This window comes from Companilactobacillus sp. FL22-1 (assembly GCF_043951805.1).
Taxonomy (GTDB): Bacteria; Bacillota; Bacilli; order Lactobacillales; family Lactobacillaceae; genus Companilactobacillus.
This window is the reverse complement of record NZ_JBINJY010000011.1, coordinates 75,155-94,785: the sequence shown is the minus strand read 5'-3', so window position 1 is coordinate 94,785 and position 19,631 is coordinate 75,155. Positions and strand designations below refer to the sequence as shown.

At 37.4% G+C, this 19,631-nt stretch carries 24 protein-coding genes; 4 read left to right on the top strand and 20 right to left on the bottom strand.

From position 1 onward, the window contains the following. Window positions 1-41: 41 nt before the first annotated feature. The 10 genes from ACG72T_RS10205 to ACG72T_RS10160 form a co-directional block, all read right to left on the bottom strand. Window positions 42-452, bottom strand: coding sequence for a GtrA family protein (locus tag ACG72T_RS10205; protein ID WP_395266109.1), 411 nt, complete (start codon window positions 450-452; stop codon window positions 42-44). A 12-nt stretch (window positions 453-464) separates the two neighbouring features. Continuing rightward, window positions 465-1,244, bottom strand: a complete 780-nt coding sequence (locus ACG72T_RS10200) for a metal ABC transporter permease (RefSeq protein WP_395266128.1) — start codon at window positions 1,242-1,244, stop codon at window positions 465-467. Between the two features lie 21 nt (window positions 1,245-1,265). Beyond that, window positions 1,266-1,931, bottom strand: a complete 666-nt coding sequence (locus tag ACG72T_RS10195; RefSeq protein WP_395266108.1) for a metal ABC transporter ATP-binding protein — start codon at window positions 1,929-1,931, stop codon at window positions 1,266-1,268. A 2-nt stretch (window positions 1,932-1,933) separates the two neighbouring features. Next, the gene (locus tag ACG72T_RS10190) at window positions 1,934-2,812 is read right to left on the bottom strand and encodes a metal ABC transporter solute-binding protein, Zn/Mn family (RefSeq protein ID WP_395266107.1); all 879 of its coding nucleotides are present in this window, start codon (window positions 2,810-2,812) and stop codon (window positions 1,934-1,936) included. Window positions 2,813-3,666: 854 nt separating this feature from the next. Beyond that, complete coding sequence (locus tag ACG72T_RS10185; protein ID WP_395266106.1) at window positions 3,667-4,218, bottom strand: hypothetical protein; 552 nt, start codon at window positions 4,216-4,218, stop codon at window positions 3,667-3,669. A gap of 73 nt (window positions 4,219-4,291) precedes the next feature. After that, window positions 4,292-5,029, bottom strand: a complete 738-nt coding sequence (locus ACG72T_RS10180) for an aspartate/glutamate racemase family protein (protein ID WP_395266105.1) — start codon at window positions 5,027-5,029, stop codon at window positions 4,292-4,294. Between the two features lie 6 nt (window positions 5,030-5,035). Continuing rightward, entirely contained in the window at window positions 5,036-6,565 is a 1,530-nt protein-coding gene (locus ACG72T_RS10175; RefSeq protein ID WP_395266104.1) for a UDP-N-acetylmuramoyl-L-alanyl-D-glutamate--2,6-diaminopimelate ligase, read from the bottom strand. A 12-nt stretch (window positions 6,566-6,577) separates the two neighbouring features. Beyond that, complete coding sequence (locus ACG72T_RS10170) at window positions 6,578-7,813, bottom strand: D-alanyl-D-alanine carboxypeptidase family protein (RefSeq protein ID WP_395266103.1); 1,236 nt, start codon at window positions 7,811-7,813, stop codon at window positions 6,578-6,580. Between the two features lie 30 nt (window positions 7,814-7,843). Next, a complete protein-coding gene (locus ACG72T_RS10165; RefSeq protein ID WP_395266102.1) occupies window positions 7,844-8,932 on the bottom strand; it encodes a sensor histidine kinase in 1,089 nt (362 codons plus the stop codon). A gap of 2 nt (window positions 8,933-8,934) precedes the next feature. Further along, window positions 8,935-9,621, bottom strand: coding sequence for a response regulator transcription factor (locus ACG72T_RS10160; protein WP_395266101.1), 687 nt, complete (start codon window positions 9,619-9,621; stop codon window positions 8,935-8,937). A gap of 144 nt (window positions 9,622-9,765) precedes the next feature. Here ACG72T_RS10160 and ACG72T_RS10155 point away from each other — a divergent pair, with 144 nt between their 5' ends. Further along, window positions 9,766-9,924, top strand: coding sequence for a hypothetical protein (locus ACG72T_RS10155; RefSeq protein WP_395266100.1), 159 nt, complete (start codon window positions 9,766-9,768; stop codon window positions 9,922-9,924). Next, window positions 9,925-10,251, top strand: a complete 327-nt coding sequence (locus ACG72T_RS10150) for an iron chaperone (protein ID WP_395266099.1) — start codon at window positions 9,925-9,927, stop codon at window positions 10,249-10,251. A gap of 116 nt (window positions 10,252-10,367) precedes the next feature. Here the strand turns inward: ACG72T_RS10150 and ACG72T_RS10145 are convergent, their stop codons facing one another. The 8 genes from ACG72T_RS10145 to rsmG form a co-directional block, all read right to left on the bottom strand. Next, window positions 10,368-11,021, bottom strand: a complete 654-nt coding sequence (locus tag ACG72T_RS10145) for an NAD(P)H-binding protein (protein WP_395266098.1) — start codon at window positions 11,019-11,021, stop codon at window positions 10,368-10,370. A 436-nt stretch (window positions 11,022-11,457) separates the two neighbouring features. Continuing rightward, complete coding sequence (locus tag ACG72T_RS10140) at window positions 11,458-12,060, bottom strand: TMEM175 family protein (RefSeq protein WP_395266097.1); 603 nt, start codon at window positions 12,058-12,060, stop codon at window positions 11,458-11,460. Window positions 12,061-12,209: 149 nt separating this feature from the next. After that, window positions 12,210-12,962 carry a DUF1129 family protein gene (locus ACG72T_RS10135; RefSeq protein ID WP_395266096.1) on the bottom strand — a complete coding sequence of 251 codons (753 nt, stop codon included), beginning with the start codon at window positions 12,960-12,962 and terminating at the stop codon, window positions 12,210-12,212. A 15-nt stretch (window positions 12,963-12,977) separates the two neighbouring features. After that, window positions 12,978-14,081 carry a redox-regulated ATPase YchF gene (gene ychF / locus ACG72T_RS10130; RefSeq protein WP_395266094.1) on the bottom strand — a complete coding sequence of 368 codons (1,104 nt, stop codon included), beginning with the start codon at window positions 14,079-14,081 and terminating at the stop codon, window positions 12,978-12,980. 3 nt (window positions 14,082-14,084) lie between these two features. Next, window positions 14,085-14,348 (bottom strand): DUF951 domain-containing protein, encoded by a 264-nt coding sequence (locus ACG72T_RS10125; RefSeq protein WP_395266093.1) that lies wholly within the window; start codon window positions 14,346-14,348, stop codon window positions 14,085-14,087. Window positions 14,349-14,357: 9 nt separating this feature from the next. After that, window positions 14,358-15,227, bottom strand: coding sequence for a ParB/RepB/Spo0J family partition protein (locus ACG72T_RS10120; protein ID WP_395266092.1), 870 nt, complete (start codon window positions 15,225-15,227; stop codon window positions 14,358-14,360). Further along, window positions 15,208-15,984 carry a ParA family protein gene (locus ACG72T_RS10115; RefSeq protein ID WP_395266091.1) on the bottom strand — a complete coding sequence of 259 codons (777 nt, stop codon included), beginning with the start codon at window positions 15,982-15,984 and terminating at the stop codon, window positions 15,208-15,210. The genes ACG72T_RS10120 and ACG72T_RS10115 overlap by 20 nt, the downstream gene beginning before the upstream one ends. A gap of 129 nt (window positions 15,985-16,113) precedes the next feature. Further along, complete coding sequence (gene rsmG / locus ACG72T_RS10110) at window positions 16,114-16,839, bottom strand: 16S rRNA (guanine(527)-N(7))-methyltransferase RsmG (RefSeq protein ID WP_395266090.1); 726 nt, start codon at window positions 16,837-16,839, stop codon at window positions 16,114-16,116. Between the two features lie 165 nt (window positions 16,840-17,004). Here rsmG and ACG72T_RS10105 point away from each other — a divergent pair, with 165 nt between their 5' ends. Further along, window positions 17,005-17,436 (top strand): GNAT family N-acetyltransferase, encoded by a 432-nt coding sequence (locus ACG72T_RS10105; RefSeq protein WP_395266089.1) that lies wholly within the window; start codon window positions 17,005-17,007, stop codon window positions 17,434-17,436. A gap of 157 nt (window positions 17,437-17,593) precedes the next feature. Here the strand turns inward: ACG72T_RS10105 and ACG72T_RS10100 are convergent, their stop codons facing one another. Then, the gene (locus ACG72T_RS10100) at window positions 17,594-18,043 is read right to left on the bottom strand and encodes a CopY/TcrY family copper transport repressor (protein ID WP_395266088.1); all 450 of its coding nucleotides are present in this window, start codon (window positions 18,041-18,043) and stop codon (window positions 17,594-17,596) included. Window positions 18,044-18,081: 38 nt separating this feature from the next. Beyond that, a complete protein-coding gene (locus ACG72T_RS10095) occupies window positions 18,082-18,807 on the bottom strand; it encodes a MerR family transcriptional regulator (RefSeq protein WP_395266087.1) in 726 nt (241 codons plus the stop codon). A 168-nt stretch (window positions 18,808-18,975) separates the two neighbouring features. Here ACG72T_RS10095 and ACG72T_RS10090 point away from each other — a divergent pair, with 168 nt between their 5' ends. After that, the gene (locus ACG72T_RS10090; protein WP_395266086.1) at window positions 18,976-19,629 is read left to right on the top strand and encodes an EAL domain-containing protein; all 654 of its coding nucleotides are present in this window, start codon (window positions 18,976-18,978) and stop codon (window positions 19,627-19,629) included. The last annotated feature ends 2 nt before the right edge of the window (window positions 19,630-19,631 follow it).

The following is a 19,631-nucleotide window of genomic DNA, read 5'->3' as shown; positions in this document are numbered from 1 at the left end:
CCTCTGATTCCTTACTTGGAGTCAGAGGGTAATTGTTGTTTTTAATCTCTTTTTCTAAAAATAATGAACTTACTGAAAATGTAGTTTAAGACGATCACGACAACATTGGCGATAATTTTAACCACCAGGCCGTTACCATGTAAGAGCGAGACACCAATTGTCATCGTTCCTTGATCAATAACCCACGAAGCTGCTCGGAATAGGAAAAAGGACCCCATTTCTTTCCAGAAAGCTTTCCAAGTATTGGTATGTGAATTAAAGACCCACAGTTTGTTCGTCACATAAGCAAAAATAACTGAAATTAAGTATGCCAAAGCATTGGCAAATTGATAGTTCCAACCTAAGAAATGCCATAAAACGTCAAAGCTGACGATATTTACTAAAGTTGTTAAGACTCCAAAGAATAAATAAGGAATCGTATCTCTATATTTGTTCCACAATTCTTTTATCATAAAATAATTTCCTTAATGGTTTAATTTCCAATTTTTATAGCTTAGTCCTAAGAAATAGGCGATAACTTCAAAAGCTGAAATAAAGAAAGTAACTGGCCAATTGGTTACAAAAGCTAAATAAAGTCCTAGCCAGACACCAGCTAGCGATAAACCGACTGAAACCATGATCAGCTTAGGAACAGTGTGGACAACGTATTTAGCAGTGGCACCTGGTAAAGTCAATAACACGAAAACCAACAATGAACCTACAATTTGAGCTCCAATACTGACGCTAAGAGCCAAAGTAACTAGAAAGGCTATCGAGAGTAATCTAGTCTTTAAACCGGCCGCACGGGCTCCGATATGGTCAAATGAATCAAATGAAAGTGGCTTATAGAAAATAATAAAGACCAAAATAACGAATAACGCCAAAATCATCAATTGATTAACTTCCTTGAAACTTATCCCGACGATGCTACCGAATAAGATATTAGTGGCATAACTGCTCGATTCCGAAGACAACGATAAAAATAAGATACCTAAACCGATAAATAACGATGATATAGCGCTAATCGACGCTTCTCTTCGTGATGATTCAGTGCTCAAACTACCAACAGCAATCGAACTCACCAACGTAAATAAAATCATTCCTGCTAAGGGTGAAATTCCAATTAAAATACCAAATGAAGCTCCCGCAAAACCAATCTCTGACAAAGTATGAGACAGAAACGACATGTTTCTTGAAACTACGAAAACTCCTACTAATCCTGCCGTTATAGCGATAAAAGTACTAGCAATAAAGGCTTCACGCATAAACTCATATCCAAACACGACCTAACCTCCCATCTCAAACATTTCTTCAGATACATCATTCACATTGACTTCTTGAATCGTCTTATTCTTAAAGAACAGTGCCCGACTAGTATACTTCTTCGTCAATTCATAATCGTGAGTAATGAAGATTACAGTTAGATTATATTTGTGATTGAGTTCCTCAACTAGATCCATCAGTTGCATTTTTACTTCAACATCCAAACTGGCCGTTGACTCATCCAAAATCAAGATTTTCGGATCATTCAATAAAGCTTGAGCCAAATAGGCTTTTTGCTTTTCACCACCAGAAGCCAATCCTAATGGTCGATCTTTCAAATCAGTCAGCTTAGTCTTTTCTAAGATGCGATTGATCATTTTGTTATCCTGACGACGCTTTTTAGGACTCATTGTAAATTTTAAATTCAAACGGACAAATTGTTCGATATTCAAAGGATAGTCGAGGTCGATATTGCGAAATTGCGGCACATAACCAATCGTTTGCTTATCGATCTTTAACTCACCACTAGTTTTTTGTTCCAGACCCATCATGATTTTCACCAAAGTTGTTTTACCTGAACCATTTGGTCCGATTAAACTGATGAAATCACCATCATTGATAGTAAAATTCAGATCTTTGAAAACTAATTGCTTACCAAAGCTCTTGCTTAAATTCTTTGCTTCAATCACGATTATTTCTTCACTATCCTTTCAATTTGCGTAATATTTCCGTCCATCCAATCATAATACCCTAAATCACTTGGCAATGTTTCCGTAAAATAAATAATGGGGACATGATATTTCTTAGCCAAACCGGTCATCTTAGTAATGATACCGCTAGTGACTTGTTTATTGACGACCAAAAAACTGACCTGATGATTTTTTAAACCATTTTCCATAGCTTGAACATCTTCGATCGACGGATCAGTATCATCTTCAATAGCTTTGGCAAAGTGAGGATTGGCGACTTTCACACCTAGATCCTTGAGCAGATAGTAAGGTAAAGGTTCCGTAACATAAGCCTTTTTACCGTTAGTATATTTCTTCAAAGCTTGCTCTCTATTTACTAACTTAGCTAATTTTAAGTCATATTTCTTAAAGTTAGCTTGATAGTAAGCTTTGTTTTTGGGATCTACCTTTGCCATGTGCAGATAAATCGAGTGACTGAGCTTTTGAACATTTTGAACCCCAAACCAAACATGTTCATTTTCGCCATCTTTTTTCTTCAAGACATCTTTAGAAAAATTAATTAGATTTTTATCCTGACTATTAGCCGTAACAATTTTACTGACCCAATCGTCATATCCTAAGCCACTGGCAACGATCAATCTGGAATCAGCGATGGCCTTAGCATCATTGCTAGATGGTGAAAAGCTGTGTGGGTCAACATTGACCGATTTGATAATCGACTCCACTTGATATTTATCCCCGACCACACTTTTGATTGGTTCGATATAAGTATTAACAGTGGTAGTAATCAACTTTTGAGAAGAAGGCTTTTTACTACTACATCCCCCTAACAGTATCAGCAACATAACCAAGGCCAATACCCAAACTCTTTTTTTATACATTTATAATCCTCTATTATTATTAACAATTTTTTGCTGTTTTGTCGTTGCAGTTGTATTAGTTCACTGCCGTCATCCGCTCCAGTTCTGGGGGATATGGAACGTGGTGGGCCGACTTGGAGCCAAGAAAACCGCTTGTCTTCAAGCTCGACCTTTTACTAAATTGGCAAAGGACGCCAATTAAGTAAAATTTCACCACTGATATCCCCCAGAACTTCCGCTCCTGACTAGGGATTCTGTGCATTTTATTTTTTTGTGATATATATAGGAATCCTACATTCCTTATTTTGCTTGGTTGGAGTGGAAGCTGAAAACCTTGGTACTTAAAGACAAAAGATATTAAACTACTATTTACACACTCAAATTGCACACTTCTATAAACACACTAATGTTTACATACATATAATGAGCACATTAATTCTATACAATCATAAATTCTTAAAAGCATTTGTTTCCTTAAGAACCTAAGTTTTTGACTTTTATCTTTTGCCCTTGAACTTATTTTAGCTCTTGAATCTGTTCACTTGAGGGATATCCAAGCATGTTTTAACCCTCTAGGCTGTAGTGAGAGCTCTGAGGGGTCTCAGCCATGAAATTGTTCTTAGTGGGCGAAGCACACTTAGAACAAGGCTCGACTTTAAAACAATTGTGCACTTCAATTGGTTCAAAGCGATGCCCATGGCGTTCCAGACCCCTCAGAGCCGAACGGAAGCCGGCAGTGAACCACCACAATCCTTCATCATTCCAACCAAACAATATTTTAAAAACAAAAATAGAGGTCGAACAAAACATTGAAGTTTTGAACCGACCTCCTAAAAATATAACTAATTATTCGAGTAAAGGCAAGTTATCCACCATTACCAAATCTGGAAATACTGACCATTGGCAGGAACTAAATAGCTGCCCACTGGTGTATCAGAATTCTTACTGTAAATATTGATTTGATATCCAGACACATTGTCCCAAGTAACTTTACCATTAGAAACGTACTGTGTGCTGGCCTTATCGTAAGTAGCACTCAACTTATCAGCCAAATACTCAACCGCTTGATCTGGCGTCGTAATATTAACTTGCGTCTGTTGACTTTGGTTAGTTTGACTAGTTGAATCACTGTTGGAATTATTATTAGTACTATTTCCGTTAGTTTGATTATCAGCGTTAGTATCCTGACTATTGGTTGATTTATTTGTTACTGTGTCAGAATCATTGTTGTTTGAATTGGAATTAGAACCGCTCTCGTTGTCTGCTGATTTTGTTTGAGCAGATTTAGCAGGAGTTTTCTTGGCACTACTTTTTGTTGACGTTGTATCGGAACTTGTTGCCGATTGCGTACTTGCTGACTGTTGGGAACATCCAGCTAACAAAACCCCTGATAAGATAATCGTGAAGATAGATAATCTCTTAAACATGTGGAAGTACCTCCTTATACACTTCAAATTATATCGGATCTGAGGTTGCCCCCGCAATGTTTCTCATGAAACATTAATAAATCTTAGTAAAATCGATTTTCTCACCACGCCGAATTTTTTCAGCAAATTCAATCGACTTATCGACGATGATACTTTGGCCGTCGATCACATTGTATGGATGGTCAGCGGCTTTTTCTTGCGCTAAAGATAATTCCGTACACCCTAAAACAATCACATCACAACCAAATTTATCATGCATAATCCGCAAAATATCATGATATTTCTCAGCGTTGACTTGACCTTTAACTTTTATGTCATCGTAGATCAAACTCTCAACTTCGTCTTGTACAGCTTGATCACCTAAGCTGTAGTTAAAGCCAGCGTCTTTGATCTCATTTTCGTAGATATGGTCAGCAATCGTTCCTTTAGTAGCAATCAAACCGATTTTTTTAGCCGTTGGATATTTCTGTTTCATCACGCTGACAGCCATATGAGGCATATGAATCAAAGGTATATCGGTGGCAGCTTGCAATTCTTTATAGTAATAATGAGCAGTATTGCAGATCAAAACCATAAATTCTGGATGTAACAAGCTTTGTTGTTTGATATCTTCCACTAGTGGAGGTAAAAAGCTTGGTTGATTGTGATCTAAGATATGGGCTGTTCGATCAGGAACTGTTGAATGATTGACCAAGATGTAATCTAAATAATCTTGATCTTTGTTAGTTGGTGTCCGTTCATTTAACAAATGCACATAACTTTCTGTGGCTAAGCTTCCCATGCCACCCAATACTGTAAAGAATTTTTTCATAACTCTTTATCCCTCAATATCTTTTAAAATTTTCTTAGCGACAACTGGGTCACTAGGATATGGTACGTCTTCACCTTTAGTCTTTTGGTAAGCGTCATTACCTTTAGCAGCTAGGACAACGATGTCTCCATCAGAACTAGAGCTGATCATTTCTTTAATCGCTGTTTCACGGTCAAGGATAGTTTTCACTTCCACTCTAGTGTGATCGATTTTTTCGTCGATTTGTTTGCAGATGGCAGCTGGATCTTCAAATCCAGGATCATCAGTTGTTAAGATAGCTGAATCAGCTAATTCACTCAAGACTTTAGCAAAGCCTTCACGTCTGGAAACTCCTTTATCACCAGGACTTCCAACCACTACTTTAATCTTTGAATTTGGATATTCACGCTTGAGAAAACTCAACAAAGCATTCATACTGGCGTAATTGTGAGCGTAGTCGACAAAAATCGTACCGTGCGACTTAGTATTGATATGCTCCATTCTGCCTGGAACAAAAGCTGTCTTTAAACTATCAGCAATTATCTCATTTTTGACGCCCATTTTCTTAGCAGCAATAATGGCAGCACCGGCATTCAATTCGTTAAAATCACCGACGAGACCCAATTGATATGTATATTCACTGTGATCTTGTAAATCTTCCGCCTTGTCGCTTTCGGCTGTGAAAGTAAAGACTGAATCATTTAAATTCGATTCTTTATTCCGAATCGAGAAGTCAGTATCACCGACCTCATTTTTAGCAAAACGATAAATATCCTTGTCGTCACTCGTCTGTTTAGCAGCGGCATAAACTGTATCATAATCATTCGTTTGACGATTGATAATATTAACTTTAGAGTTGATCATCAATTGTTTCTTACAATTCAAGTAATCAGCGTACGTAGGATGTTCGTTAGGTCCGATATGATCAGGTGTGATATTCAAGAATCCACCGATATCGAATTGCAATCCGTAAACTCGATTCTTCTTATAAGCTTGTGAAGATACTTCCATTACCAAATACTTCAAACCATTGTCGACACAAGTTCTCATGTCATGGAACAATTCCAAAGACTCGGGTGTCGTTAAGTCTGACTTAAATTCATCTTCTGGCTTTGGTCCCACGATCCGGTCAACTGTTGAGAAGAGCCCAACTTGCTTTGGAAAAGCGTTCTTCAAAATGTCATATAGGAAGTAAGACGTGGTTGTCTTGCCCTTGGTACCAGTAAAAGCTACGATGAACAAATCATTTTGAGGATTGCCGTAAAACTCTGCACTCAATAGTGACAAAGCTTTAGAAGCACTCTTGACGATGATCCGGTCAATATCTTTACTATATTCTTTCTCTGAAACATAAATCTTGGCACCGTTATCGATTGCCTGGTCTAAGTATTCAGCTTTAAATTTATTTCCTTTGCAGAAGAAAATGCCATTGGTCTGATCTTGTTTAGAATTGTAACTAATCTTCGTCACTTCTAAATTCTCATCATTAACTGAACTAGAAACCAATAAATCGTGTTTCTTCAAGATATCTAAAGCATTCTTGATTTTTAAACTCATTTTTACACGCTCCTAAAATAGATGTTTAAAAAATTCTATGATTTGATCCCACCAATTCTTTTGGCTCGTCTTCTTTTGAATTACTTTTTTAACATCTGCCTTTTTGAACGGAAGATAACCACTATCAGTGTTAGCGGCAACCAATTTTACCGTCTTTTTATTATGGATTGCAGTAAAACCTAAATCGTCACTGCTTACATTATAACGTAAATCTGAAACATTATAATTTTTTGGCAGCCACATATAAACTGCTTCATAGGTTTTATACTTTTTATTATTAACTGTGACGCTTTGATTCTTTTGAATAACCTCTGGAACATCGAAGTTATCATTCAAATATTGAACTAATTTTTGCGTACTACGAAAACGTTTATCACGATCATCTTTTTCACCTTGAGCATTCAAAACAATAGTCACGATTCGCGTATTCTTGATTGGCAATGTACCGACGAACGATTCTCCAGCAGCCTCGGTCGTTCCCGTTTTCAAGCCATCGAATTCATAACCTTCCTGATAATCACGGTTACCTTTCAATAATAAATTCAAAGATTCATAAGTCTTAGTTTCATTATCAACTGGGAAAGACAACTTTGCCTGCGAGGTCGTTTTTAGAATCTCGGGATATTGGTCTAAAACATGCTTAACAATCACCCCAATATCGTTAGCTGTCAGCTTGTTCTCATCTGACTTCGTTCCTAGATACATCCCAGGCTCTAGATCCGAATTATTCAAGCCGGAAACATTGTAGAGTTTGGCGTCTTTAATGCCCCAATCTTTGACAGTTTGTCGCATCAGTTTGACAAATTTTGCCTGACTGCCAGCTACTTTATCAGCTAACATCATGGCTGCCGAATTAGACGAAACGATCCAGGCAGCATCATACAGATCTTTGACACTGTACTTTTTATCAGCATCTAAGCGCACATTAGTCAATTCATCCTTTTGTGTCATCTCAGCTTGAGCAGCAGTCGGTTGTAGCTGATCTTGTTCAGTGAATTTACCCTCTTTAATTGCTTTAGTGACTAAGTATAAAGTAATTATCTTGGTAATTGAACCTATCGCCAATGGTTCATCAGCATTTTTCTTATAGACGATTTGTCCAGAATGCTCATCAAAAGCCATCCCTGCTGTTGCAGCCAAATCAAACGTCTGCGTTGTTTCATCAGCTTGAACGGTTGATGCAAAAGTCGGTAAAGTCAGAATTACTAGAGACATCACCAACATTAATTTCTTAACGAAATTCCTCATTTATTAAACCTCACAAATCAATCTTTAAAATTACATCGTCGGAAAATGACTGATAAACGATGTCTTCTTATCATCCGAAGTTACGATGATCTTTCCACCATGCAACTGCACCATACTCTGTGCAATTGCTAAGCCTAAGCCAGTCCCGCCAGTTTTCTTTGAACGCGAATCTTCCACTCGATAGAAACGATCAAACACATGCTTCAAGGAGTCCTCTGGAATCTTCTGGCCATTATTAGCTACTGTGACGATAACTTCTTTGTCTTTTTGTTCGGCAGTTAGCCAAATATGCGTTGCACCTTTACCATACTTCAAGGCATTCATGATCAAATTATTGAAGACCCGACCCAACTTTTCAGTATCACCTTTCATGATGATCTTATCAGGAGTGGCGTTGACCATGATTTCCATACCACGTTTATTAGCTTCCAATTCAAAATCAGCTGACAATTGGTCGAGCATTTGGGCCATATCAAAAGTTGTCATATTCAATTGACTGGTAGCATGTTGAACATTGGCATACTCGAAAAGCGAATTAACTAAATTTTGCATCTCTTGAGACTTTTTATAAGCAATATGGGTGTACTTCAAAATTTGACCCAAATCATTGTAAGTTTTGCTTTCAATCAAACCTAAATAACCGATCACCGAAGTCAAAGGTGTTCTAATATCGTGACTAACGTTGGTAATCAGCTCATCTTTACTTGCTTCTGACTGACGTTGTTCCTCGGCCCGGCGATTCATATTAGAGATTATTAGATTAAAACTATCGACCGTTTTTTGCAAACTAGGGTTCACTTTTAAGTCAATTTCTTTAGTCAAATTATCCTGTGCAGTCTTCGTTAAAATCGTTTGAATATGCTTGAATTCCATCTTTTGATACGAATTTGTCACAATTAAACCCGTAACTAAGACTTCAATGACGAGCACTACAATAACCGCCCATAATTTTCCACTGGCCAAACTCTGCCAATTAGTCTCTAAATTATTAATAAAACTTTTGGTTCCAACACTACCGATTAAAATTACGTTTATTATCTGAAATAAAAGAAAGGTGCCTATTCCTTCGACAAGGAGGACACCTTTTTCTCCTAAATTCAGTTTGATCCGTTTACTCAAAATCAAACCTCCACTTTATAGCCTACACCCCAAACAGTTTCAATAACTTTCTCACCGTTGGTAGCTTCTTCTAATTTGTCTCTCAAGTGACTGACGTGGACCATGACCGTCTTCGCTGAAACAACACTCTCTTGTTTCCAGACCCGTTCAAAGATTTCGTCAGCTGAAAAGACTCGGTTGGGATGACTAGCGAGTAAATAAATCACGCCAAATTCCAAAGCCGTCAATTGAACTTTATGACCAGAGTCAGTCACGACTTCATGGGAATCTTTATAGATCGTGATAGGCCCTACTTCCAACTTATCAGGAACATTTTTGGCCGTCTGTTGAGAACTACGACGCAAAAGAGAACGGATTCTAGCCATAATCTCCAATGGATTGAAGGGCTTAGTTACATAATCATCAGCTCCTGTGATCAAGCCTTGGATCTTATCCATATCAGTGGTCTTGGCTGAAACGATAATAATAGGAATTTGGGAGTCTTTTCTGACACGCTTGACGACTTCAATACCATCGATTCCAGGCATCATAATATCTAAGACCATCAAAGCAATATCACTGTGGGCTGCCAACTGGTATAAAGCTTCTTGACCGGAATTAGCCGCAATTGCTTCATATCCCTCATTTTTGATATAAATACTAAGTAATTCTACGATTTCCTTATCATCATCAACTACTAAGATTTTCATTTAATAAACCTCTCAAGAGAACATATATTTACAAGTCTACAACTAGTTAGTATTATACAATAAGATGTTAGTAGATTACTAATGGGACTGAGAAAGCGAGAATAAATGGAATATATAAAAAAAAGAATGAAATTTATCCTAATTATGGTATTTTCCATAGCAGTTATTGCGTTCGTGCAATTCGAGTTACACTTTGATAGCAATCTTTCGATCAAAAAAGTTGGCACAATCATGACTATTCTTCAGGCCGCTGCTGGTGGTTATGGATTATACGGATTAGTGCAATTCTTCCGGGTTAAGTAAATGGATGAATATTTAAAGACCCTAACCAACCCAAAAGATCAACAGCTAGCTCAAGCCATGCACCAAATTATTTCAGAAGCCCTACCCGAGGCACAAGTGAAACTATCATATGGCCTAGTAGGATATTTCCAGCCAAAACAAATCTGCTTCTTCGGCATTAATCATAAACAGATCGGTTTCTATCCAACCAATAAACCTATCAAGCATTTTGAAAAGGAGATTGCACCTTATCTGAGTGGGAAAACGACTCTCCATTTTGAGAAAGATATTGCGGCTATCCCCGTGGAATTAATTCAAAAAATTGCTATCTGGAATTTGAAAAATTGATTTAATCTTGATTCTCAAAAAACTAAATTAGTTTAATTTAAAGCAACCTGTTGACGACAAAAAAACGCAATTGAAAATTCCAAATAATGGAATCTATCAATTGCGTTTTTGATTTATTAGAAATGAACGTCGTAGGACTTCACATTCTTTGTACTTGGGTCGCTGATACCAATGATTTCATTCTTGTATGCTCCGGGGTCTTTGATAACTTTTAAGATAGCGTCGGCAACACTCTTTCTAGAAACACCAGTTCCAGCAAATTTTTCAGTTTGGTCTGTTATTTCATATTTAACTTCATCGAGGTCATTTAACCAGGCAAATCGCATAATCACATAGTTTAATCCCGATTTTTCATAACGATCTCTGGCAGCACGTAATCCTGGCAAAATTTTTCCCAACATAGATTGATTCCATTTGGCAAAGTCTGGATTAGGCTCTTCATTCAACAAACCGATCGAACTTGAAGAGATAATGCAGGTCAAACGAGCATCTTTAGCCGCATCAATAATATTATTCGTCGCATCATCAAAATCATCCGCAAACGCCACGTAAACCATATCGGCATCGTTCATCAAAGTCGTCAGCAGTTCTGTATCCGACGTGTCGCCTTCAATGAGGGTAACTTGTTTTTCTTTTTCATATTTGCTTAGACGACTCTTATTTCGTAACAACAAAGTCAAATCAATATCTTTATATTGGTCGTCAGTAACGATTTTATCTTCGATCAGTCTGGCAACTTTTCCATTTGCTCCAATTATCAATAATTTCATAAATTTTACCTCCAATGCAAGCAAATTACGGTTGAAATATAATTGTTTTTTTCATACCGGTCAATTAACTTGATTGAACAATTCGACTTCAATCATCGAATTTAGTATAAATTTATCTGAACTTTTTTAAGCAACTACAGTACTGTCTTCTTTTCCAAGGATTAAAATACAAGCAATTATCGAAAATATCCTAGAAGAAGACGTACGACATGGACATTTTTTCAAAAGATAAACTTAAGAATTATCTGGCAATTCCCCGTTCCGTAAATCCAGAGCGTATGAAAGATAATTGAAATATTTTTGCTTTTGAACTGACCAGCGCAGAAAGAGCCGAAATTGCATCATTAAATACTAGCTCAACTAGCTTCGATCCTGAATCCTACCACTCTTGAGTGTGCAATTTGATGAATAGCTCCAAAAATCACACCTACACTCTTTACTCATTGAACAACTTGTCACTATCGGAGTTAAACCGTGAACCAATAAAAATTATCTGCAAAGTAACTAACAAGAGTTGAAGTGCTGGCATAAAAATAAGTGTTAGAACTAAGGCTACATAAAAACCGAGCGACCATTTCCATGACGTCAAAATTTGATAAATTTTCATACTTTCAATACTTTTGGCAACTTCTGAATGGCCGGCTTTTTGATTGTCTTTGACCAAATAATACGATAGTAAGGCATAAGCCAATGACCAAAGTGAGTAAATAATAGCGTAAAAAATTTGTGGACCTCGGGCATTTAAATGTTCACCGATCCAGGCCGTTGCTACTGGTAAGAAGGAAGTCGCAAACATCCATGACATATTAGCCCAAAATATCCTCTGCGTAACGACTTTGGTTTTAGAAAACATATAGTGATGATTGTACCAGGCTGTTCCAATGAAGAAATATCCTACCATATACGAAACAACATATGGCAGTTGCGGAATAATAGCCGATAATTTTGTAGAGTCTGGGACTTTAAACTCTAAAATCATAATTGTTAATATTATTGCCAAAATTGCATCTGTAAATGCTTCAACCCTAGCTTTATTCATTAAAAAAATCCCCTTTGAATTAATGCAATAATTATATCAAAAAGGCGCTGTATCAGAACCGAAAAGTTCTGATACAGCGCCTTTTTAGAAGCCTATCTCATGGCCTCATTTTTAGTTAATTCAAAATTAAACTTTGTTTACTATCCATCTTAGAAGAATGAACGTTCCTTATATCCAGTTGTACTACGGAACAAGAAACGACCACCAAATGCAACGGCAGCGGCAATAAAGTAACCAATAGCATTTAGAGGTGGGTTAATTGATGTTGGCACAGCCGTCATAGCTGCTAAGAAGACGAACATGAAAACTAATCCAACTACTAAATATCCAATTGTAATACCCCAGCCTGGACGTTGTGACTTAGGCTTCTTCATTTGGTTATTGAACCATGACAACAAAGCACCCCACATAGCTGACAAGACGATCAAAGTAATGATACCTGTCTGGCTGTTAGGATCATTTTTGGCACTGCTATTCGTCAATGCAACGATACCGTACAATAATACAAATAATGAAAAGAACAAGAGTGATGTATCGATCCATGAAGCCCAGAATGGTGTCTTCTTAGGTTTCTTTACTGGATGCGCGATCTCTTGAGCTCGCTTAGTTACTGGACCATAAAGCTGATTAGCGGGAATACCTTTGATTTGATTTTCGATCATTTCAGGCAATAACTTGTCGATCTCTGCCTTAGCTTCATCTTCCTTAAAGCCATCATCGAGTAAATGTTTATTGAGTTTAAAAACATATTCGGCATTTTTATTACTTAACTTTTTACGCAAATCATCCGCGTCAGCGTTATAAATTTCATTTTTTACTGCTTCTTTTTTTTCATTCTTAGCTGAAACAACTTTTTGCTTTTCAGCTGCTTTCTTATTCTTCTCTCTTAAATCCTCAGCCATTTTGCTCCCCCTGTTTTAGACGTTAAAGCGGAATTCGATAATATCGCCGTCTTGAACTTCGTAATCCTTACCTTCAACACGTAATTTACCAGCTTCTTTAACGGCTTTTTCACTACCTAATTCATCTAGATCACTAAATGCCATAACTTCAGCACGAATGAATCCACGTTCAAAATCAGAGTGAATAATTCCGGCAACTTGTGGTGCTTTCATCCCTTCGTGGAATGTCCAAGCACGAGTTTCTTTACCACCGGCAGTAAAGAAAGTTCTAAGGCCTAACAACTTGTAACTAGCTTTGATCAGCTTATCAAGACCTGACTCTGTAACACCTTCAGCTTCAAGGAATTCTTTTCTTTCATCGTCATCCAGTTCAGCAATCTCTTCTTCAGTTTTAGCTGAAACACCGATTACTTGAGCATTTTCCTTCTTAGCGTAATCTTCAATAACTTTGTAATACTTAGAACCTTCAGGATCGGCCATATCATCTTCAGCAATATTAGCTACATATAAGACAGGCTTAGATGTTAATAAGAACAAACCTTTAACGATCTTTTGTTCATCTTCACTGAAGTCGATACTTCTAACGGCACCGCCATTTTCAAGGACGGGCTTGATTTTCTCAAGTACAGCAAATTCTGCTTGAGCTTCCTTATCCTTGGCACTCTTAGCTGCTTTTTCAACACGAGTATAACGCTTATTAACGCTATCCAAATCGGCTAAACCTAACTCTAAATTGATGGTTTCAATATCATCCAAAGGATCAACTTTACCTGTGACACTAGTAATATCATCATCGTCAAAAGCACGAACTACGTGAACAATAGCATCCACTTGGCGAATATTTTCCAAGAACTTGTTACCAAGTCCTTCACCTTTACTGGCACCCTTAACGATTCCGGCGATATCAGTAAATTCAAAAGTTGTATGGATCAATTTTTTGGCTGGGATTAAAGAATCAATTCTAGCTAGACGTGCATCTGGTACTTCAACCATCCCCACGTTAGGGTCGATCGTGGCGAATGGATAGTTGGCCATTTCGGCACCGGCCTTTGTAATAGCATTAAATAAAGTTGACTTACCAACATTAGGTAGTCCGACAATTCCGGCAGTTAAAGCCATTTGTTATTCCTCATTTCTCTTCATAAAATTTGATGGCATTAATTGAGATTTTTTCAAATAATGTTCTTCATTTTCAGGTTTGACCTGATCTGCTTGTGTTAAAACTTTTTTGAATTTCTTATTGAATTCAGCGCGTGGAATCATCACGATATGTCCACAGCCCAAGCATTTAACTTTAATATCCGCTCCAAGGCGAATAACTTCCCACCGATTTTCCCCACAAGCGTGAGGTTTCTTCATGGTGATAATATCTCCAAGTTTAAACATACGATTCCTCTAATCTAAATGGATTCCTAATATGTCTAAAATACGGTTTAAATCATCCGTATTCGTGAAATCAATTTCCAATCTTCCGTGACCACTGCGAGTTTCTTTTACCGCAACTGTAGTATCGAAACGTTCAATCAACTTTTCCTCAGTTGCTCGGATATATGGTGATTTTTGGGCGGTCTTTTTTTTCTTCTTACTATCATGTTTTGATTCAGTGGCTAATTGTTCTAGTTGACGAACTGTTAAATCTTCACTGACAGCACGTTTAGCAAGTTTATCGATCTGATCTTTATCTTTCAAGCTGAGTAAAGTTCTCGCTTGTCCCATTGAAAGTTCACCATTTTGAACTAATTTCTTTGTCGCATCGGGAAGATTCAATAGTCGCAAGTAATTAGCAATATAAGGACGACTCTTACCTAATCGTTGTGAAACTTGTTCTTGAGTTAGATTCAACTTAGTAATTAAAGTTTGGTAAGCATCTGCTTCTTCCAAAGGTGTTAAATCTTCACGTTGCAAGTTTTCCAAAACCGCGATTTCCATCATTCCTGATTCGCTTAACGGACGAACAATGGCTGGAATAGTCGTTTTCTTAGCAATCTTGCTAGCTCTAAAACGTCTTTCTCCGGCAATGATCTCAAACCCATTGACACTTTCACGAACGATAATTGGCTGAAAGACTCCATTTTGTTCGATTGAATGAGCCAGTTCGTTTAAGGCATGTTCATCAAAAGTTTTTCTAGGTTGATATGGATTGGGACGAATATCGTCGATTGAAAGATCAACGACAGTTTCACTATTTTCATCAATTGCCTCAAATTCTGAGAAAATCGCGTCAATTCCGCGACCGAGGCCTTTTTTATTTTTGTTTGATGCCATTGCGCTTTAACACCTCCTTAGCTAAATCTTGGTATGCCTGAGCTCCTTTGGACTTACCGTCATAATCGACAATTGGTTGACCATAACTTGGTGCTTCGGCTAAACGGGTATTTCTAGGAACAATCGTTTTGTAAACTGAATCGCCAAAATACGATTTTACTTCATCAACAACTTGAGCTCCTAAATTAGTTCTCACATCAAGCATGGTAATTAAAACACCTTCGATAGCCAAGTTGGTATTGAAATGTTTTTGAACTAAACGGATCGTATTGAGCAATTGGCTTAATCCTTCCAAAGCATAATACTCACTTTGAACAGGGATGATAATGGAGTCACTAGCGGTAAAGGCATTGGTTGAAAGCTGGCCGAGTGAAGGTGGGCAGTCGATCAGAATAATATCATATTCATCATCAACTTCTTCAATTCCTGCACGTAATCTAGTTTCTCGAGCCATCATTGAAGTTAGTTCCATCTCTGCTCCGGCCAATTGAATTGTTGCTGGAACAATATCAAGATTTTTATGCCCAGTATGAATGATCGTCTTTTTGAGTGGATACTCGTTGACCAAAACATCATAGACATCTTTTTCAACATTGGCTTTTTTAATACCAAGGCCACTGGTTGCATTCCCTTGGGGATCAGTATCAATGATCAAGACTTTTTGACCCAGGTCCGTTAAACATGCTCCCAAATTGATGGTGGTTGTGGTTTTTCCGACACCACCTTTTTGATTTGCGACAGATATTTTTCGTGCCATTTTATTCCCCTATCTCTAGAAATTGCAAAACAACTTCACAAAATATTTATCTATGGTAATCACTTCTTGGCGCTTTTGCCATAACTCTATAATCTTATCATTTTTATACTACTAATTTATACTTAGTGATTAATTCACGAGTGGTTTTTTAGCAGGTGTTCCTGGTTTGCGTGGATACTTCTTTGGTGTCTTTTCAACTTTATCTACAAAGATAAAATTACGTAAACCAGCATCATTTGGTAACTCAATCGATTCTTGTTGTCGGATCTGTCCGCCCAAAGTCTTGATGGCAAACTTGGCCGTGAGCAATTCTTCCGGAGCTTTTTCCGATTTCATGGCGACAAATTGTCCACCAACTTTAACTAGTGGTAAACAAAATTCGGTTAAGACATTCATAGCTGCGACTGCCCGAGCCGTTACAACGTCGAAAGTTTCTCGATATTGTGCATTCTTACCGACTTCTTCGGCACGACCATGAACCAAGGTCACCTGATCCATGTGTAGTTTAGCCACTAAACCATCTAAAAACTTGATTCGCTTATTCAAAGAATCAACGATTGTAACTTTCAACTTCGGATTGATGATCTTCAAAGGCAACGAAGGAAATCCAGCGCCTGAGCCAACATCACACAGAGTTAACTCCTCGGTTAAAATTTTTTCGTCAACGAATCCTAATACAATCGAATCATAAAAATGTTTTAAATAGACCTGATCTTCATCGGTGATCGAAGTCAAATTCATCACCTTATTTGTCTCAACCAATTCATTAAAATAAGTAGCAAACTGTTCTTTTTGAGTTGTACTTAATTCAATACCCTGTTTGGCTAGGGCTGCATAAAATTCTTCCGGTTTCATTGACATACCTCCACTCGTGAAACACTTGTTTCACACTCTTTTATCCTATATTATTGTGCGTCTTAATTCAATGCTTGGTTAGTGAAGTATTCGTTATTTATTGTTGTATTTGCAACAACTAAGTTCTATGATAAACAAAAGCAATTCTTAATTTGGAGGTCAGCTATGATAACTGTTAAAGAAACTAATGAACTTAGTCCTAAGGAATTAATCGACATCCTTAAAGCCCGTGTGGCCGTCTTCGTGGTCGAACAAAATTGTCCTTATCAAGAAGTTGACGCCGACGATTACAACGATCTGCATGTTTGTCTAATTGAGAATAATGAACTGAAAGCTTACACTCGAATAATTGTTAAAGCTGACCACATTACTTTTGGCCGTGTTCTAGTGGTCAAAAAATATCGTCAAGCTGGCCTTGGTAAAAAGATAGTTCAAGCTACGATCGATGAAATAAAGCAACGTTTCCCAAATCAACCTATCCAAATTCAAGCTCAAGCTTATTTACAAAACTTCTACGAAAGCTTTGGCTTCAAACCGATCTCTAAAGTTTATTTAGAAGACGAAATCCCTCATCTTGATATGTTGATGACCTTCTGATAAGACTGCGTATCCTCTGATTCTCTGCACAGAATCAGAGGATATTTTTTTAAATCACTAGTGAGTTGGCTGCTTTAATTACTCTTAGACCGAACAAAAAAAGCGTTTGATCATTAATTAATCAAACGCCATGTCGCCCCTGCCAAGGAACTATATTTTAACACATTTCGTTACAACCATCTGGCAAACAATCGCATTTTACATGCTCTGGAGCCGAAGTTTGTTTTTGCTTCAAAGTTTGTTGTAACGATTCTATATCGTCACGACTGAGCTGTAAATTTTGAATCAATTCGTTCAAAACAAAGCCGGTCTTATGAGCGCAGAAGCTTTCAAACAATCCATTAGCATATTCATCCATAGTTGCTTGTTCTTCCACAGTTGCGTGATAAATATAACGGCCCTGTTCTTTTTGACGATTAAGAAACTTTTTCTTGGTCAAACGTGTAATCAGAGTCTTGATAGTTGAATCGGACCAGGTTTGTTTCTTTTGCATTAAGGCAATTATTTCCGAGGAGGTCACGTTACCTAACGTCCAAACTATACGCATGATTTGCCATTCCGCAGCAGATATCTCAACCTTTTTTGGTTCACTTTTTACTGTATCCATTCAACTCTCCCTTTCATCTATGACAACATTATATAACATTATTTACTATTGTCGTCATAAACTTCGACACAGTAGTTCTTTTGACCACAAGCGGGACAGACCAGATAACGAGCTCGTATATTATGTCTTCCCCAAAAGGCTGCCCAAAATTTGGGTTTAAATTCGGTATTACAGTTAGGACAGACATAATTCACCTTTTGGAAATAATACCTAGTGATCCAAACAGCCAAGCCAATTGCAATAACTATCGCAATGATAAAAGGTAGCCAATTTCCCTTCAAAATAGCCCAGATCAAAGTACTGATTTCTATTACATCCATCAATAATCCAATTGCCACCATGTTGATATGTACTCTACGCAAGGATTTCTTATTATTCATAGCTTTTTCTACGTCATTAAGGTCATTAATTTTGATTTGATCGACTCGTGGTAAATTACGCCGAATCTTTTCTATCATTCTGATCTGTTTTTTGGTGGTCTTCGTCTGAGCATGTAAGTACTTCAATTGTTGCTCTAGTAAAAGATTCAATACTGTCATCGAATGTTCGCCACTCAAAATTTCGCCAATAGCTTTCAATGGTAGCCCTAAACTTTTTAAAAGCAGAATCAATTTCAATTTATTCAAGTCGGTATCGTTATAAATCCTATTGCCATTGTCATTCAGCTGACTAGGCTTCAACAGGCCTTTTTTATCATAATATTGAATCGTCCTGACAGAGATTTGAGCTACTTTTGCCAATTGACCGGTCGTATATTCTGACATAGAATTCACCTCCTTGATTTTCTTATACAATATTACCTTAGGTCACAAGCAAGTTTTTCTTTCACATAACGCCGTTATATTTTAAAATTTTTGAGAGCAGTATCTTTGCGATACGGCTTCAATTGTCTTAAAATGACACATGATAATTAATTAAACTAGGGGAAAATTATGAAATATAGCTTTTTTGTACAACCACAGATTAATCAAAATAACTCTATTTTTGGCTATGAAGTCCTTCTACGTAAAGAAACTAATGGTAATTGGACTCTCCCTCAAAATTTTACGGAGTTATCAATTGCACAGCAAGTAAAATTAGTTGAACAGACTGCTGAAATTCTCAAAAGAAAGTTCACTGATCATAAAACCCTATCTTTTAATTTAAATCAACAACAAGCAGACGATCCTGCTACAATCAAAGAACTAATCCATCTGAAGAAAAAGATTGCTCCAATCGGTTTGAACATTGAACTGACCGAAGCTATCTCCTTAGAACATCTTCAAGAGATCAGTCGTCAATTGCATCAAAATCACATACCTTTAGTTATTGACGACGTAGGAACTGGTTCTAACACCTTTGAGAATATTCAAGCTGCCTTGCCCTATGTCGATAAAATCAAATTGGCAATGCAAAACTTGCGCAGTTTAAACCAAGCCGATCAAATTCCAGATTATCTAGCCTTTTGGGCCGCCCAAGCCAAGAAATATTGCCTGGATACCGTCTTGGAAGGCGTTGAAGATGTCAAAGATCAACTGTTGGCTCAGAGATACCACATCAATATCCAACAAGGATATCTCTACGGAAAACCAGCTATGCCAGTGTAATT

What these genes read in the sequence shown, in the direction of transcription:
- ACG72T_RS10205 (WP_395266109.1), bottom strand. Translation starts at nt 452, where the DNA reads ATGATAAAAGAATTGTGGAACAAATATAGAGATACGATTCCTTATTTA.
- ACG72T_RS10200 (WP_395266128.1), bottom strand. Translation starts at nt 1,244, where the DNA reads ATGCGTGAAGCCTTTATTGCTAGTACTTTTATCGCTATAACGGCAGGA.
- ACG72T_RS10190 (WP_395266107.1), bottom strand. Translation starts at nt 2,812, where the DNA reads ATGTATAAAAAAAGAGTTTGGGTATTGGCCTTGGTTATGTTGCTGATA.
- ACG72T_RS10185 (WP_395266106.1), bottom strand. Translation starts at nt 4,218, where the DNA reads ATGTTTAAGAGATTATCTATCTTCACGATTATCTTATCAGGGGTTTTG.
- ACG72T_RS10180 (WP_395266105.1), bottom strand. Translation starts at nt 5,029, where the DNA reads ATGAAAAAATTCTTTACAGTATTGGGTGGCATGGGAAGCTTAGCCACA.
- ACG72T_RS10175 (WP_395266104.1), bottom strand. Translation starts at nt 6,565, where the DNA reads ATGAGTTTAAAAATCAAGAATGCTTTAGATATCTTGAAGAAACACGAT.
- ACG72T_RS10170 (WP_395266103.1), bottom strand. Translation starts at nt 7,813, where the DNA reads ATGAGGAATTTCGTTAAGAAATTAATGTTGGTGATGTCTCTAGTAATT.
- ACG72T_RS10160 (WP_395266101.1), bottom strand. Translation starts at nt 9,621, where the DNA reads ATGAAAATCTTAGTAGTTGATGATGATAAGGAAATCGTAGAATTACTT.
- ACG72T_RS10155 (WP_395266100.1), top strand. Translation starts at nt 9,766, where the DNA reads ATGGTATTTTCCATAGCAGTTATTGCGTTCGTGCAATTCGAGTTACAC.
- ACG72T_RS10150 (WP_395266099.1), top strand. Translation starts at nt 9,925, where the DNA reads ATGGATGAATATTTAAAGACCCTAACCAACCCAAAAGATCAACAGCTA.
- ACG72T_RS10145 (WP_395266098.1), bottom strand. Translation starts at nt 11,021, where the DNA reads ATGAAATTATTGATAATTGGAGCAAATGGAAAAGTTGCCAGACTGATC.
- ACG72T_RS10140 (WP_395266097.1), bottom strand. Translation starts at nt 12,060, where the DNA reads ATGAATAAAGCTAGGGTTGAAGCATTTACAGATGCAATTTTGGCAATA.
- ACG72T_RS10135 (WP_395266096.1), bottom strand. Translation starts at nt 12,962, where the DNA reads ATGGCTGAGGATTTAAGAGAGAAGAATAAGAAAGCAGCTGAAAAGCAA.
- ychF (WP_395266094.1), bottom strand. Translation starts at nt 14,081, where the DNA reads ATGGCTTTAACTGCCGGAATTGTCGGACTACCTAATGTTGGTAAGTCA.
- ACG72T_RS10125 (WP_395266093.1), bottom strand. Translation starts at nt 14,348, where the DNA reads ATGTTTAAACTTGGAGATATTATCACCATGAAGAAACCTCACGCTTGT.
- ACG72T_RS10120 (WP_395266092.1), bottom strand. Translation starts at nt 15,227, where the DNA reads ATGGCATCAAACAAAAATAAAAAAGGCCTCGGTCGCGGAATTGACGCG.
- ACG72T_RS10115 (WP_395266091.1), bottom strand. Translation starts at nt 15,984, where the DNA reads ATGGCACGAAAAATATCTGTCGCAAATCAAAAAGGTGGTGTCGGAAAA.
- rsmG (WP_395266090.1), bottom strand. Translation starts at nt 16,839, where the DNA reads ATGAAACCGGAAGAATTTTATGCAGCCCTAGCCAAACAGGGTATTGAA.
- ACG72T_RS10105 (WP_395266089.1), top strand. Translation starts at nt 17,005, where the DNA reads ATGATAACTGTTAAAGAAACTAATGAACTTAGTCCTAAGGAATTAATC.
- ACG72T_RS10100 (WP_395266088.1), bottom strand. Translation starts at nt 18,043, where the DNA reads ATGGATACAGTAAAAAGTGAACCAAAAAAGGTTGAGATATCTGCTGCG.
- ACG72T_RS10095 (WP_395266087.1), bottom strand. Translation starts at nt 18,807, where the DNA reads ATGTCAGAATATACGACCGGTCAATTGGCAAAAGTAGCTCAAATCTCT.
- ACG72T_RS10090 (WP_395266086.1), top strand. Translation starts at nt 18,976, where the DNA reads ATGAAATATAGCTTTTTTGTACAACCACAGATTAATCAAAATAACTCT.